The organism is Ferruginibacter lapsinanis (assembly GCF_020783315.1).
Taxonomy (GTDB): Bacteria; Bacteroidota; Bacteroidia; order Chitinophagales; family Chitinophagaceae; genus Ferruginibacter; species Ferruginibacter lapsinanis.
The window spans coordinates 1,098,351-1,113,178 of record NZ_CP086063.1; the positions used below are offsets into that span (position 1 = coordinate 1,098,351).

Here is a 14,828-nt window from a genome sequence, read left to right on the forward strand (position 1 = left end):
AAATGAGTTGAAAAAAACAATTGACTGTTTTTAATAATGAAAAAATCAAAATAAAAAAATCCTATCCTGTATAGATCAATTTATATAATCTATCCGCATCTGCCGCCTTGCATAACTCTGTGCCCGGATTCATGGTTGCGGCCGTTCCGCAGGCCACGCCGTAATGAGCCGCTGCTGTTATTTCATTCCCTTTAGATAAACTGAACACAATACCCGCCACCATACTATCTCCAGCACCTACTGTACTGCGGCGCTTTACCGGAGGAGTGGAAATAGTGGTTGCCATATCATTCGTTACAAGCATGGCACCAGCAGCACCCATCGAAACCATCACATATTTACATTGCCCTTTTGCAATAACTTTTCTTGCAGCAACAGCGATCATATCAGGCTGTAATTCATCTTCACCTACCAATGCACTTAACTCTCCAAGATTAGGTTTTATCAGGTATACACCTTTGGCCACGGCCAGTTTCAATGCTTCACCGTTAGTATCAACAATGTAATGCGCTTTTTTTTGTTTGGCAATAACTGCTATCTGAGCAAAAACATCTATAGGTACGCCTTGTGGTAAACTGCCACTGGCAACAATATATTGCACTTCATTCATTTGCTCCAGCGTGGTCAATAATTTTTTCCATTCATCCGGTTCAACAGCCGGGCCAGGCATACCAAAGCGATATTGCTGATTGGCCGTACTATCCAATACAATTAAATTTTCCCTGGTATGTGCTGATATCTCTGTTACTTCCGAAGTAATATTTTCTTTATCGAGCAGTTGTGTAAAAAATTTTCCGGTGTATCCGCCTGCCAGGTATAATGCGGTGGCTTCGCCGCCTAATTTTTTTATGGCCCTGGCTACATTGATGCCCCCTCCACCCGGTTCAAATAACGGAGGTGTGCAAGTAAGTTTTTTTTCTGAAACCATGGCGGTTACTGATGTGCTTTTATCAATAGCAGGATTAAACGTGATTGTAACAATAGATGGCATACTGAAAATTACGACATAATTTTTCATCTGGCGTCAAAAAAAATGGTGATCATAAATCATACTAAATGCTGATTTCTCTCATTTGATTGTCTGCCAAACCTTAAGTACTTTAGAGTAAGCATACTTACCAATGAAACAACTGATCAAAAAAATTTTTCTGGCAAGACCAGAGGTTGATTGTGTGCCTTCAAAAGGAGGGCTTCAAAAAAGAGTTAAAAATATCAAAGCGATTTGGCACAACGAACATCAGGATGATGTGGGGGTAGAGAAAATGCTTCGCTTATTTTTAGCAGCATCTCAATTTGTTTTTTTAGGTATCTATATTAAACATTTTTTTGGGAAGAAAGGGGTAGGTTATCAGGAGCTTTCTGTGGATGGGTTTGTGTTGATAAAAGTAATTTTTCCTGTGGCGATGTTATACCTGCACCTGGAGCATAATATTTTAATGCGTGGCTTAATGATATGGTTTCTTGTAGAAACGATCCTGTACCTGGCCACATTGGTTTTTGCTTCGGATATATTCACCCGGCCTCGTTCTTACAGACGGTCGATGTTATTGATGTTTCTAAATTACCTGCAGATCGTATTTAGTTTTGCGGCACTATATGCAAACGGAAATTATTTGAACAAACCTTTTGAACACTGGTTCGATTCTATTTACTTCAGTTTTGTCACTTCATCTACTGTTGGCTTTGGAGAGTATTATCCTATAACAGGAATGGGGAAACTATTGGTATGCTTTCAGGTGATGATATTCTTTATTGTGGTGGTGATGTTCCTTAATTTTTTTTCTAACAAAGTAGAAAGTAAAGGGTATTTCGATCACACAAAAAATCCGGAATGAACAGGTTGCTTATCTGCACAATTCTTTGATAATATTTTTATGTTGGGGATATTGGGCAGACAGTGTTTTGAAATCAGTCATATCAAAATCAGCAAAATCAAAACCTGGAGAAACGGTACAGCCGACAAAACAATATCTGCTGCCAGGTGCTGGTCTGCTGGCAAACCAGCAATTGGCCGGTACTACATATTGAAAGACCTGCCCTTTACTGATATCGTTTCCTAAGTGTATAATATCCAGTGTGCCGTTTTGTTGTATCACATATATCAGTAACGGATCACCTGCATAAAAATGCCAGCATTCATCACTTTTTATTTTGTGAAAGGTGGAAAAGTTTCCCTGCTCTAATAAGAAATAGATGGCTGTGGCAAAGGCCCTGCTGCCGGTGAATCTTTCAGGTAATGCATTTTGTGCAATAGCCTCATGACTTCTATACACTTCTTTATACCAACCCCCTTCGGGGTGTGGATATAATTGATAATGTTGTATATATTCTTCTGCGGTAAGCATAAAAGATCAGATGAAAATAGCGTCATCTCTTATGCAAATATAGGGAAGCTGTGAAATGATATACCTCTTTATCTTGCTACCGCCCCGCCATCAATAGGGATATCTGCCCCCGTTAAAAAAGAAGATTCATCAGAAGCTAAAAATAAAGCGCCCCATGCAATTTCTATCGGGTCTGCAACACGTCCCTGCGGCGACAAGTTTTTGATCATTTCTTCCATTCCGGGTTGCTTCAATAAGTCTTCTGTCATAGGAGTTAACACACCGCCGGGGCAAATGTTATTCACCCGTATCTTATCCTTGGCAAATGTTACTGCAAGATCTTTTGTCAATAAACTTAGTCCGCCTTTTGAAGCACTGTATGCAACACCATTTCCGCCAACCAGTCCTGCGATAGAACCGATATTTACGATGGAGCCTCCGCCTGTTTTTTTCATTTGAGGAATACATGCTTTACATCCTAAAAAAGGGCCTGTTAAATTGATGGCTATTACTTTATCCCACAATTCTTTTGATGTTTGTTCACAATCAAAAAAACCAGGGAATATACCGGCATTATTTATCAGGATATCTATGCGTCCGTAAATGGCCAGGGTCATGTCCACTACTTTATTCCAATCTGCTTCGCTGGTTACATCATGCTTGATATCTTCTATCAGCAATCCATCTTTCTTTGCTTCGGTTACCCATGCTTTTAATTTTGCACATTGTATATCAGTTGCAATTACCCTGGCTCCATGCTGTGCAAATAAATGTGCTTCTGCTGCCCCCATGCCACCGGCAGCACCGGTAACAATGGCAATCTTATTTCTTAATCGTTCCATACTGTTTCGTTTTTGTAATTGTTAATGATTTCAGCCTCTTCAGCTTTGTTGATGTTTTCGATGCCTTTCAATAATGCATCTGCATTAAAAGAAATACTGTCAATTCCCTGGTGTACTAAAAATTGTGCAAACTCAGGAAAATCGCTGGGAGCCTGACCACATAATCCGATCTTTACACCGGCTTCTTTTGCTTTGTGGATCATGGTAGCGATCATTTCTTTTGCTGCTTCATTTTGTTCGCTGAACAAATTGCTGATGATTGCAGAGTCTCTGTCAATTCCCAATGTTAGTTGTGTAAGGTCATTTGAACCAATAGAGAAACCATCGAAGATCTGTGCAAATTTATCTGCCAGCACTACATTGCTGGGTATCTCTGCCATTACATATATTTCTAGATTATTAACGCCTTGTTCTAATCCGTATCTTTTCATTACGGCAATCACTTTATTACCTTCTTCCAATGTTCTGCAGAACGGGATCATCACTTTTACATTCACTAAACCCATTTCATCTCTTACCTTACGAATGGCTTCACATTCCAAACGGAAACCTTCCTTGTATAGATCATTGTAATATCTGGATGCTCCTCTGAAACCGATCATCGGATTTTCTTCCTCTGGCTCAAAATCTTTTCCGCCGATAAGATTAGCGTATTCATTTGTTTTGAAATCACTCATTCTTACAATAACATCTTTTGGGTAAAACGCAGCTGCAATAGTGGCCACACCTTGCGATAGTTTATCGACAAAATATTTTTCTTTATCAGGATAATGATGAGTCAGTTCTTCGATCTTTTGTTTCGCCGCAGTATCTTTTAGCTCATTGAATTTTACCAGCGCCATCGGATGAATTTGTATGGCGTGGGTAATGATAAATTCAATACGCATTAAACCAACGCCATCATTTGGATAAAAGGATAACTGGAATGCTTTGTCGGGATCACCTGCGATCAACATCACTTCAGTGGTTTCTGGTTTTCTGATATTTGAAAAATCGATTTCTGTTATTTTAACATCAGCTTTTCCTTTGTAAATAAATCCGGTCTTTCCTTCACAACAGGAAACGGTGATCATTTCTCCATCTGTGATCGTAGAGGTTGCATCACCACTGCCAACAATGGCAGGAACACCGATCTCCCTGGCAACGATAGAAGCATGGCTTGTTCTTCCTCCTTTATTTGTAATAATAGCGCCGGCGTTTTTTAGTATCGGGTCCCAATCAGGACTGGTCAGATCGGTCACTACAATTTCTCCCGGTTTTAATTTATCAGCATCTTTCGGTGATTGTAATATTCTTGCAATACCGGTTGCTAATTTTGACCCAACGGCATCGCCTTTAGAAAGCAACACTCCCTTGTTTAATAACTTGTATTCTTTTACGAGTAAAGGATTTTTTTGAGAGTGAACAGTTTCGGGTCTTGCCTGGATGATGAACAACTCATTGGTAATTCCATCTTTTGCCCATTCTATGTCCATTGATTTTTGATAGTGTTCTTCTATGATCAGGGCCCAATTGGCGATCTTTGTTATTTCTTCATCAGTTAATACAAATGTTTCCTGTTTAACTTTTGTGGTATGGGTGTTGATGATCGGATTATTTTCATCATCACTGTATATCATTGTCTTCGCTTTTTCTCCTAAATTTTTTTGAATGATCGCATTTTTCCCCTGAATCAGCGTAGGCTTGAAAACAAAAAATTCATCAGGCGTAACAGCACCTTGTACAATATTTTCTCCTAATCCCCATACGCCACTGATATGAATGATATCTCTGAAACCTGATTCTGGTTCGAGGGTGAATACAACACCGGAAGATGCTTTATCAGAACGGACCATTTTTTGTACACCAACAGACAACGCAACTTTTTCATGAGCAAAGCCATTGTCTTCACGATATTTGATGGCTCTGTCGGTATATAAGGAAGCGAAACATTTTTTAACAGCTTTCAGTAATGCCGCCTCGCCTTTGATGTTTAGATAAGATTCGTGTTGTCCTGCAAAACTTGCTTGTGGCAGGTCTTCAGCGGTGGCACTGCTTCTTACCGCCACTTCAAAATAAGGGCCTTTGCATAACTCTTTATAATATAGGATAATTGCCTGCTGCAGATTTTCAGGAAGCAACGCTTCTGATAATAATTTTCTCGCTTTAGCGCCGATCTCTTTCAGGTTTGTATAATTTTTTTTATCTAACTGCAGCATCAGGTTTTTCAGCGGAAAGTGCAAGGCATTCTGTGTAAGAAACTCTTCAAAAGCATCTGCTGTAGTGGCAAATCCATCGGGTACCGGTATGCCGGTTGAAGAAAGTTTTGAGAACATTTCACCCAGGGAAGAATTTTTCCCACCCACGATCGGAGTGTCAGCAATGCTGATCTCGTTAAATCGTTTTATGTACTTTATTTGGGAGGAGTTACTGGTATTCATGGCAAGCTGTTTAGATAGCTAATCTACCTTCAAATACCTGTAAAAAAGATGATGGGCATCACTAAAAAATATGATTGTTGCCGTGTTCCGAAAGGGTTTGACGAGATCACATTTTTTGTTGATTGTTTTTTAAAGGCCTCAAAAGGTCTTCTAGTCCGTTCAGTTTTATTTCGTAAATAGTTTGTAATAACATGCCTAGTTTTCCTGTCGGGAATCCGTTTCGCTGAAACCATTCCAGGTAAGAAACGGGAAGGTCGCAAAGCAACCTGTCTTTATATTTTCCGAATGGCATTTTCATTGAAACCAGTTGCAGAAGGAGTTCGCCATTGGGTTGCAGCTCTTCGGACATAAATTGAATTTGATGTATGGTGATTGTTGACTTGTTGTTTATCTTACAATAATAACGGAACCTTTTTTAAATTTTGTTCCTTGTCCCCTGAATGTATATGTGGAGAACCAAATATAATTAGCAGTAGCGGATATTTGCCCGTTGTTTTCTCCGCTCCATTTTTTTCTAGGGTCGGCACTGAAGAAAACCTGTTGCCCCCAGCGGTTGTAAACGGTCAGGGTATAATTACTCACGGCATTAAAATTTCCAACCGGACCAAATTGGTCATTCAATCCATCTCCATTTGGTGAAAAGGAATTTGGGAAATAAATATCAATACAGTCATCTACATATTTCACATTGATAGTATCAGAAGATACACAGCCATCAGCGTTAGTTACACGTACCCAATATTTTCCTGATTGAGCAACGGAGAAAGTTGCATTGGTAGAATTATTTTGCCATAAATAAGTATCAAAAGTGCCAGGAGATAAAATGGTTGTTTCGCCGCTGCAAATAGTAGTGTCTTTTCCTAAAAATATTTTACTCGAACTACCAATGTTTGGGACAATAATATTGTTGATGTCTTTGCTGCAACCATTAGCATTTACTAACTGAACCGAATATCTTCCCGACGAAATGCTAAATGCATTGTTGTTTGTACTGATATCCGGTGTCCATAAATATTGATAGTCGCTGACATTGCCTGAAGGTGTAATAGTAATCGAACCATTTTTTAAACCACAGGTGGTATTGGTTGTTTGCGCCACTGCGGTAATAGGAGCAGGTTCGTTTATAGTAACAGGTGTAGCTACAGTACAATTGTTGGCGTCTTTTACTGTAAAAAGATAATCACCGGCTTTAAGGTTAATGGCTGTAAGATCAGTTTGAACCGGGTTTGTATTCCAGCTGTATGTTATAGGGTCTAATCCTCCGGTGATGGTTGCTGTTGCAGCGCCATTATTACCACCATTGCATTTTACATCTGTGATGTTACTTATGTTTACAGTTGGAGGGAAAACATTTACAACATCAATATCAAATACATCAGTACATGATCGGCTGTCCGTAACCGTTACAGTATATTTTCCTTGTGTTAATCCGGTAGCTTTTGCATTCGTTCCGCCAAAAGGAAACCATGAATAAGTGTAAGGAGCTGTTCCTCCGGTTTCGGTAATAGTTGCTGTACCTGTTGGTGCAACACAACCCGGTGGTATAAGATTGACAGTATGTTGCAATGCATCGGGTTCATCTAAGATCACGGTAGCGGCTGTAGTGCAAACATTGGCAGCATTTACGGTTACGGTATAAGTTCCTGAAGAAAGATTGGCGATAATATTACCGGATTGTGGCGGTGTGGTGTTCCAGGTATAAGTAAATGGCCCGGGGTTACCACTGGCTATTGCCTGTATTTCTCCGTTACTATCACCAAAGCAATTTATTGGTTTGGTGATAGTTGTTGATACCCCTAATACACTGATCGTTTTGGAGATGGTAGAAGGAGCATTGTCCGGACTACTAACGGTAAAGGTTATGGTATAAGTGCCGGCAGCCGAAAAAGTATGTTCAGGATTAGACAATGAAGATGTATTATTTGCTCCCGATGCAGGATCGCCAAAATCCCAAATAAAACTCTTCGGACATAAAGCAGAGGTGTTTGTAAATTTTACCGCACCATTAGCCGAACAGGCATAGGTAAAATCGGCACTGTTGGGAGGAGCTTCGCTTATAGAAAAATCGTCTATTGCTACTCCGTCAAAATTATTATTGATAGAACCGGATCCGAACACAAAGCGAAAGATCACATTGTTTTTTCTACCGGTGGCAGGAAGCGCTTTTTTGGCAATGACCCATCCACCTGTACTTCCCGACCAACCAGTGCCGGATTGCATTAATGGCAAATACCTTACTGTGCTTGTATTAAACCAGTTTTGATTCAGGCAATCCGTAGCAGTATTGGCTGATCCTGCATTTAGCCATGTGGCTCCTTTGTCTAAAGAATACTGAAAGCCGGTGCCATCAAAATTTCTTTCTGATTCTCCCCAAAATGCAAATGATATTACCGGGTATTGCATGGAAGAAAGATCAAAACAAGGACTTTGCAGCCAGGAAGATTGACTTCCATTGTAATTGCTTGCCGTAGGATCGCCGATTATCCAGCATTTGGTTCCTGAATAAGCGGTATTGATGATCGGTTTTCGGGGAATGCCATATCCCCAGTCACTATTGACGCCACCCGTAACCCAACCACCATCATTCGATTCAAGATCTTGTGTATAGGGAAAAGTGTTTATAGTACTACCGCACTGTGCATCAGCCCATATAACCACGATCATAGCAGCACAAATAAGGAATAAGCGTTTATATAAATTTTTCAACAACACATTATTAGGTCTGTAAAAATATACCAATTATGTTTTATAAGAGCGGTTTGAGCGCATTTAAGCAGCCTTTAACAAAGTAAATACAGTTTCTACCAGAGAAAGCAGTAAATAAAAAGAGCGATCATAAATTCTATGATCGCTCTTTAATTTTTTTAACCACTTTATATGGGTAGTAAAGAAATTAAAATTCTGCACTTTTCGGATACCTTGGGAAAGGAATAACATCTCTGATATTTCCCATACCGGTAACAAATTGTACCAAACGCTCAAATCCAAGTCCGAAGCCGGCATGCGGACAACTACCAAACCTACGGGTATCGAGATAGAAGCTCATTTCTTCAGCGGGAATATGCATTTCCTTCATCCGTTGTAATAATAGGTCCAGCCTTTCTTCTCTTTGTGAACCGCCTACAATTTCGCCAATGCCCGGAGCTAATATATCCATAGCCGCTACTGTTTTTCCATCGTCATTCTGACGCATGTAAAAAGCTTTGATGTCTTTTGGATAATCAGTAAGGATCACCGGTTTTTTAAAATGTTTTTCTACCAAATACCTTTCATGTTCACTTTGCAGATCAACACCCCATCCATCGATTAGGTATTGAAATTTCTTTTTCTTATTGTGATTGCTTTCCCTTAAAATATCAATGGCTTCTGTATAAGTTAGTCTTTCAAAATCATTATTTACTACAAAATTCAATTTATCTAACAAGCTCATTTCGCTTCTGTCTGCCTGTGGTTTTTGTTTTTCTTCTTCTTCCAAACGCTGTCCTAAAAACTCCAGATCTTCTTTATTATTTTCCATTGCATGCTTTATCACGTACTTGATAAACTCTTCAGCAAGGTTCATATTATCTTCAAGATCGTTAAATGCAACTTCAGGTTCTATCATCCAGAATTCCGCCAAATGCCTGGTAGTATTACTATTTTCAGCTCTGAATGTTGGTCCGAATGTATAGATATCACTAAATGCCATTGCTGCCAGTTCGCCTTCCAGTTGCCCGCTAACAGTAAGGTTGGTGCTCTTGCCAAAAAAATCTTCTTTAAAATTTATCGACCCATCTTCATTTTTTGGAGCAGTGCCATCAATAGGTAAAGTGGTTACTCTGAACATTTCACCGGCACCTTCTGCGTCACTTGCAGTGATGATCGGCGTATGCAAATAAACAAATCCTTTATCGTTGAAAAATTTATGAATAGCAAATGCTAACGCATGGCGTACACGAAAAACAGCACTGAATGTATTTGTTCTGAAACGCAAATGAGCGATCTCTCTCAAAAATTCAAGGCTGTGTTTTTTAGGTTGTAAAGGAAATTTTTCTGCATCACTGTCACCTAAAATTTCTATTTCTGTTGCTTTCAATTCTACTTTTTGTCCTTTCCCTAAAGATGCGATCACTTGGCCGGTGGCTTTGATACAAGCGCCTGTGGTCAGGCGTTTTAAAACGGCATCGTCAAATTTTCCTAACTCTGCTACTACCTGTATATTATTATTAGTGCTCCCATCATTCAATGCTATAAACTGGTTGTTACGGAATGTGCGTACCCAACCCATTACTGTTGCCTGGTAATTGGTTTTATCGCTTGATAAAAGCTCCTTAATTTTAATCCTCTTATTGAACATAGTCCTGTATTTTGGAGAGCAAAGATAATTTATCCTGCTTTATGAGTTTGGAAGTTTTTATATCTTCGAAAATAGCACAGTAACAATACCTTTACAAATATGAAAATTGCATTCTTTTCGGCTAAAGCTTATGACAAACAATTCTTTGACAGGCATAATGTCGGTCATACCATTGTTTATTTTGAATCTCCGTTAAATGAACACACGGTCAATTTAACGGCTGGCTGTCAGGCTGTTTGCGTATTTGTAAATGATACCCTTAATGCGGTCGTTATCAGCGAACTGAAAAGATCGGGTGTGCAATTGATCGCTTTGCGTTGTGCAGGGTTTAATAATGTAGATCTGCAGGCGGCAAAAGAAAACAATATCACTGTTGTGAGGGTTCCGGCATATTCTCCACATGCGGTAGCAGAACATGCTGCAGCACTGATTTTGACATTGAATCGTAAAACACATAAGGCATATAACAGGGTAAGGGAAACGAACTTTTCTCTTGAGAGATTGCTTGGCTTTGATCTGTATGGGAAAAAGGTAGGGGTGATCGGCACCGGAAAGATCGGACAGGCTTTTTGTGATATCATGACAGGCTTCGGCTGTAAAGTACTTGCCTTTGATATTATGGCCAATAAAGAATTAGAAGCTAAAGGGGTAGAATACCTGCCTTTGATGGATATCTTGGATCAGGCTGATATCATTTCATTGCATTGCCCGCTAACAGAGCAAACAAGGCATATTATCAATGCCCAAACAATTGCTATGATGAAACATGGTGTAATGCTCATTAATACTAGCAGAGGGGCTTTAATAGAAACAGCCGATACCATTGAAGCGCTTAAAAATGGTAAAATAGGTTATTTGGGATTAGATGTTTATGAACAGGAAGAGACATTATTCTTTAAGGATCTGTCAGAAAATGTCATTCAGGATGATATCATCATGCGATTGCTCAGTTTCCCTAATGTACTGATCACCTCACACCAGGGCTTTTTTACAGAGGAAGCATTAACCCAGATCGCAGAAACAACCTTGAGTAATGTAGATGGATTTGTAGAGGGTAAAACATTAAAAAATATTGTAGTATAAGTTATATCGGGCCTGGCATAACTGTGCAAAAACCTCATAAAAGCCGAAGCGATTGGCTTTTCTCCAGTATACTAAAGGGAATAGTCCGACAAAAGGAAAAAATAAAAAATTGTTTTTTTATACAAAAACGTTGTAATATTGCATTGGAATAATACTGATAACGGTTTTCCATTTCATTCACTGCCATCAGATAGTCACATTCCATCAATAATAATTCCAAATTTACATTTCAGATTTTAAGAGCGGATTTTTGAAGAAATCATTTTCAACTTTATGTACGATATTTTACAACTGAACGACATGGTTGTTCCCGAGTTGCTCGATATAGCGGAGCAACAAAAAATTCCAAACGCAAAAAAATTAGACAAACAGGAGCTTATCTATAAGATCCTGGATAAACAAGCAATTATGAATGCAGCCGTTAAAAACGAAGACGACGATAAACCAAAACGGAAACGTATTGTAAAAACGTCGACAGCTAATAGTACCGAAGATGCAGAGGTTATGCAGGAAAAACCTAAACCTGAACCAAAGTTGGCCAGAAAAGCAGAACCTGTAAAAAAGCCAATCAAAAAAGAAGAACCGAAGCAGGAAGAAGAGGACGAAGAAGAATTACAGCCTATTACCAGCGAAAACAGTACCATACCTCCTGCCATTGCTTCACTTTTACAGGAAGAAGATATCCAACAACCGGAAGCATTGCCAATCGATGACAATGGTCGTCAATACACGCCCAAACAACCGCAACAAAGAAGAGACCAATCAGTTTTCAATATTGAATTTGATGGTATTATTTTAGGTGAAGGGGTGTTGGAAATGATGCCTGATGGATATGGTTTTTTACGCAGTAGCGATTACAATTATTTATCTTCTCCGGATGATATTTATGTATCTCCTTCTCAAATAAAATTATTTGGTTTAAAAACCGGCGATACCGTTTACGGAAGTGTTCGTCCTCCTAAAGAAGGTGAAAAATACTTCGCTTTATTAAAGGTTGAAACCATTAACGGTAAAAGCCCGGATGAAGTAAGAGACAGGGTTCCTTTCGATTACCTGACTCCGTTATTTCCTTTCGAAAAATTAAATTTATCTACAAGTGCCAGCAACTACAGCACAAGGATAATGGATCTGTTTACTCCTATTGGTAAAGGACAACGTGGATTGATCGTTGCACAGCCTAAGACAGGTAAAACAATGCTGTTGAAAGAACTGGCAAATGCAATCGCAGAAAACCATCCCGAATGTTATTTGATGATCGTATTGGTAGATGAAAGACCGGAAGAGGTAACTGATATGGAACGTAGCGTAAAAGCTGAAGTGATTGCAAGTACTTTTGATGAACCTGCTGAAAAGCATGTTAAAGTAAGTACCATCGCATTGCAAAAAGCAAAACGCTTAGTTGAGTGCGGGCATGATGTGGTGATCCTGTTAGATAGTATCACTCGTTTGGCAAGAGCACATAATACGGTTGCTCCATCAAGTGGTAAAGTATTATCAGGTGGTGTGGAAGCAAATGCGATGCAAAAACCAAAACAATTTTTTGGGGCGGCTCGTAAAATAGAAAATGGTGGATCGCTTACCATTATTGCAACAGCATTGGTTGATACCGGTAGTAAAATGGATGAGGTGATCTTTGAAGAATTTAAAGGAACGGGTAATATGGAATTACAGTTAGATAGAAAATTATCTAATCGTCGTATCTATCCTGCAATTGATATCGTTGCCTCATCTACCCGTAGGGATGATTTGTTATTGGATAAAGACACCTTCCAACGTATGTGGGTATTGCGTAAGCATATGGCGGATATGAATACAGAGGAAGCGATCAATACTTTATTGAAAAACATGAAAGGCACTAAAGATAATATTGAGTTTCTTACTTCAATGAACGGATAATCCTATTAATAAATATTTTTTAAAGCCATCCTTTTTAGGATGGCTTTTTATATTCCCTTCTGTAATGGTTATCTATGCAGATAAGGCCGAAGGCTAGACCAAAGTATTATTTTAACAATGCCGAAAGATAAACAATGCAATATTTTTTACCATCAGGATATTTGTGGGTAGATTTGTTCTCAGTAATACTACAAATAAAAACATGAAAAAATATTCTGCTGCCGTCCTTTTTATTTTACTGTTATCACCCTTTGGTAAAGTCTTTTCGCAGGACATAACAGGGTTATGGGTAGGAGCATTGTATAATGATACAACCAAAAGATACCATCCCTACGAATTGGCTTTGAGCGAAGAAAACGGAAAACTTTCTGGTTACTCCTCTACTATATTTGAAATAGATGGGAAAAAAGAATTGGGGATTAAAAAATTAAAGATCAGGAAAAAGGGAGATCAGCTATTTATTGAAGACGCAGGGCTTTTCTTTGATACTTACAGTGCCAGGCCTCCAAAAGGGGTTCATCAATTAACTGCAGTGTCATTGAGTGTTGAGGATACAATAATGGTGTTGTCGGGTAAGTGGAGCACAAACAGAACAATAAAGTATCTGCCGTTTTCGGGCACTGTCCGTTTACAACGCAAGTCAGATTATAAGTCGGCAGAATTATTTAAAAAACTTGATTCATTAAATGCTACCAATACGCTTTCCTTTGTTCCGCAGGAGAAAAAGCCGGAACCGATTGTGGCGGCTGTAGTAAAAGTAGAAAAACCAAAAGTTGTTGCAAAAAAAACGGTCAAACAAGATACAATAGCGGTTAAAAAACCTGTAGTGGTGCCATCTCCTGTTGTTGTTATTCCTGCAGCTGCGGCTGATGTGGCTAAAAGAAAGATAGTGAATACACAGGAAGTGTTTTTTACAGCAGACAGCCTTACGCTTACTTTATATGACAATGGCGAAGTAGATGGAGATGTGGTAAGTGTGTTGTTAAATGGAAAAGTTATTTTCGAAAAAGCAGCACTAACAACCAAGCCCAACCGAAAAACAATTTACATAGATAAAGCAGCAGGTTCGGATTCTTTACAATTAGTAATGTATGCGGAGAACCTGGGAAGTATTCCTCCTAATACAGGCCTATTGGTAGTAAACGATGGTGATGCAACGTATGAAGTGAGGTTCAGCGCCGATCTGCAAACCAATGCCGCAATATTGTTGAGACGAAAGAAATAACTTTAGGTTACAAACCGTCAATAGCTTTTGCCAAAGCCCTGTCTTTATCTGTAACAATATCTCCGGCATCATGTGTATTTAGCCATATCTCCACTTTATTGTAAACGTTTGTCCAGAGTGGATGATGATTGGCTTTTTCTGCTTCAATGGCTACCCTGGTCATGAAAGCAAATGCTTCAGAAAAATTTCTGAACATAAACTTTTTGTACAGCGTATTATTTTTTTCTTCCCACATAAGTAAACGATTTAGTGTGCTGATTATAATATAAGATGCTGTTTGTTTTTGATCTGCTCATTGGTCATTTCTACCACCAATTGTACACCTGGTAAAGATTTGATAGATTGTATCAGTGGAGATAATTCACCTGCATAAAAATCGCCTTTTATCAACCATAAAAAGTCCAGGTGTTTGAATTCCGGCAATAAATATTCTCCGTCAAACTGATTATTATACAAATAGTGTGTCAAGGCAATGGATGGAACCATATATTCATACACAGAAAAAAAATAGGTGCGCTTTCTTTTGGTGAGTTGTATCTCCAGATCGGTGTTTATTCTAAAGTTAAAGCCCAGTATCTGGTTCAGGTTCCAGCACAACAAATAATCTTTAACCGGCGCAACAATACCCAATAAAACAGATTCCTCGAAAAATTCTTCTGCTAGTGCCTCATTATCTATTTTAAGTCTCATTAATAAAGATGA

Annotated in this window: 13 protein-coding genes; 4 read left to right on the forward strand and 9 right to left on the reverse strand. The window is 38.9% G+C overall.

What is annotated here, in order from left to right:
• Positions 1–61: 61 nt before the first annotated feature.
• A complete protein-coding gene (locus LK994_RS04785) occupies positions 62–991 on the reverse strand; it encodes a 1-phosphofructokinase family hexose kinase (RefSeq protein ID WP_229761751.1) in 930 nt (309 codons plus the stop codon).
• A gap of 130 nt (positions 992–1,121) precedes the next feature.
• Here LK994_RS04785 and LK994_RS04790 point away from each other — a divergent pair, with 130 nt between their 5' ends.
• Positions 1,122–1,835 carry a potassium channel family protein gene (locus LK994_RS04790; protein WP_229761752.1) on the forward strand — a complete coding sequence of 238 codons (714 nt, stop codon included), beginning with the start codon at positions 1,122–1,124 and terminating at the stop codon, positions 1,833–1,835.
• A gap of 9 nt (positions 1,836–1,844) precedes the next feature.
• Here the strand turns inward: LK994_RS04790 and LK994_RS04795 are convergent, their stop codons facing one another.
• From LK994_RS04795 to asnS, 6 genes are all read right to left on the reverse strand, one after another.
• Positions 1,845–2,345, reverse strand: coding sequence for a cupin domain-containing protein (locus LK994_RS04795; protein WP_229761753.1), 501 nt, complete (start codon positions 2,343–2,345; stop codon positions 1,845–1,847).
• Positions 2,346–2,413: 68 nt separating this feature from the next.
• On the reverse strand, positions 2,414–3,166 hold the full coding sequence (locus tag LK994_RS04800) for an SDR family NAD(P)-dependent oxidoreductase (protein ID WP_229761754.1): 753 nt from the start codon (positions 3,164–3,166) through the stop codon (positions 2,414–2,416).
• Entirely contained in the window at positions 3,154–5,586 is a 2,433-nt protein-coding gene (gene ppsA / locus LK994_RS04805) for a phosphoenolpyruvate synthase (RefSeq protein ID WP_229761755.1), read from the reverse strand. Before ppsA ends, LK994_RS04800 begins: the two co-directional genes overlap by 13 nt.
• A gap of 106 nt (positions 5,587–5,692) precedes the next feature.
• Positions 5,693–5,935: a DUF3820 family protein gene (locus LK994_RS04810; RefSeq protein WP_229761756.1), complete on the reverse strand. Its 243-nt coding sequence runs from the start codon at positions 5,933–5,935 to the stop codon at positions 5,693–5,695.
• 38 nt (positions 5,936–5,973) lie between these two features.
• Positions 5,974–8,292 carry a T9SS type B sorting domain-containing protein gene (locus tag LK994_RS04815; protein WP_229761757.1) on the reverse strand — a complete coding sequence of 773 codons (2,319 nt, stop codon included), beginning with the start codon at positions 8,290–8,292 and terminating at the stop codon, positions 5,974–5,976.
• Between the two features lie 187 nt (positions 8,293–8,479).
• Positions 8,480–9,922 carry an asparagine--tRNA ligase gene (asnS, locus tag LK994_RS04820; RefSeq protein ID WP_229761758.1) on the reverse strand — a complete coding sequence of 481 codons (1,443 nt, stop codon included), beginning with the start codon at positions 9,920–9,922 and terminating at the stop codon, positions 8,480–8,482.
• Between the two features lie 99 nt (positions 9,923–10,021).
• On the opposite strand from asnS, the gene LK994_RS04825 reads away from it, so the two are divergent.
• The 3 genes from LK994_RS04825 to LK994_RS04835 all read left to right on the forward strand — a co-directional run bounded on the left by LK994_RS04825 (position 10,022) and on the right by LK994_RS04835 (position 14,126).
• The gene (locus tag LK994_RS04825) at positions 10,022–11,005 is read left to right on the forward strand and encodes a 2-hydroxyacid dehydrogenase (RefSeq protein ID WP_229761759.1); all 984 of its coding nucleotides are present in this window, start codon (positions 10,022–10,024) and stop codon (positions 11,003–11,005) included.
• 273 nt (positions 11,006–11,278) lie between these two features.
• The gene (gene rho, locus LK994_RS04830; RefSeq protein WP_262907882.1) at positions 11,279–12,901 is read left to right on the forward strand and encodes a transcription termination factor Rho; all 1,623 of its coding nucleotides are present in this window, start codon (positions 11,279–11,281) and stop codon (positions 12,899–12,901) included.
• A gap of 202 nt (positions 12,902–13,103) precedes the next feature.
• On the forward strand, positions 13,104–14,126 hold the full coding sequence (locus LK994_RS04835) for a hypothetical protein (protein ID WP_229761760.1): 1,023 nt from the start codon (positions 13,104–13,106) through the stop codon (positions 14,124–14,126).
• A 7-nt stretch (positions 14,127–14,133) separates the two neighbouring features.
• Here the strand turns inward: LK994_RS04835 and LK994_RS04840 are convergent, their stop codons facing one another.
• Together LK994_RS04840 and LK994_RS04845 are read right to left on the reverse strand one after the other, a co-directional pair.
• Positions 14,134–14,391: a 4a-hydroxytetrahydrobiopterin dehydratase gene (locus tag LK994_RS04840; RefSeq protein ID WP_317206751.1), complete on the reverse strand. Its 258-nt coding sequence runs from the start codon at positions 14,389–14,391 to the stop codon at positions 14,134–14,136.
• Positions 14,385–14,816, reverse strand: a complete 432-nt coding sequence (locus LK994_RS04845; protein ID WP_229761762.1) for an IPExxxVDY family protein — start codon at positions 14,814–14,816, stop codon at positions 14,385–14,387. The genes LK994_RS04840 and LK994_RS04845 overlap by 7 nt, the downstream gene beginning before the upstream one ends.
• Between the last annotated feature and the right edge of the window lie 12 nt (positions 14,817–14,828).

Coding starts and splice junctions, on each gene's coding strand:
- ppsA (WP_229761755.1), bottom strand. CDS start 5,586: ATGAATACCAGTAACTCCTCCCAAATAAAGTACATAAAACGATTTAAC.
- LK994_RS04795 (WP_229761753.1), bottom strand. CDS start 2,345: ATGCTTACCGCAGAAGAATATATACAACATTATCAATTATATCCACAC.
- rho (WP_262907882.1), top strand. CDS start 11,279: ATGTACGATATTTTACAACTGAACGACATGGTTGTTCCCGAGTTGCTC.
- LK994_RS04845 (WP_229761762.1), bottom strand. CDS start 14,816: ATGAGACTTAAAATAGATAATGAGGCACTAGCAGAAGAATTTTTCGAG.
- asnS (WP_229761758.1), bottom strand. CDS start 9,922: ATGTTCAATAAGAGGATTAAAATTAAGGAGCTTTTATCAAGCGATAAA.
- LK994_RS04810 (WP_229761756.1), bottom strand. CDS start 5,935: ATGTCCGAAGAGCTGCAACCCAATGGCGAACTCCTTCTGCAACTGGTT.
- LK994_RS04825 (WP_229761759.1), top strand. CDS start 10,022: ATGAAAATTGCATTCTTTTCGGCTAAAGCTTATGACAAACAATTCTTT.
- LK994_RS04785 (WP_229761751.1), bottom strand. CDS start 991: ATGCCATCTATTGTTACAATCACGTTTAATCCTGCTATTGATAAAAGC.
- LK994_RS04835 (WP_229761760.1), top strand. CDS start 13,104: ATGAAAAAATATTCTGCTGCCGTCCTTTTTATTTTACTGTTATCACCC.
- LK994_RS04800 (WP_229761754.1), bottom strand. CDS start 3,166: ATGGAACGATTAAGAAATAAGATTGCCATTGTTACCGGTGCTGCCGGT.
- LK994_RS04790 (WP_229761752.1), top strand. CDS start 1,122: ATGAAACAACTGATCAAAAAAATTTTTCTGGCAAGACCAGAGGTTGAT.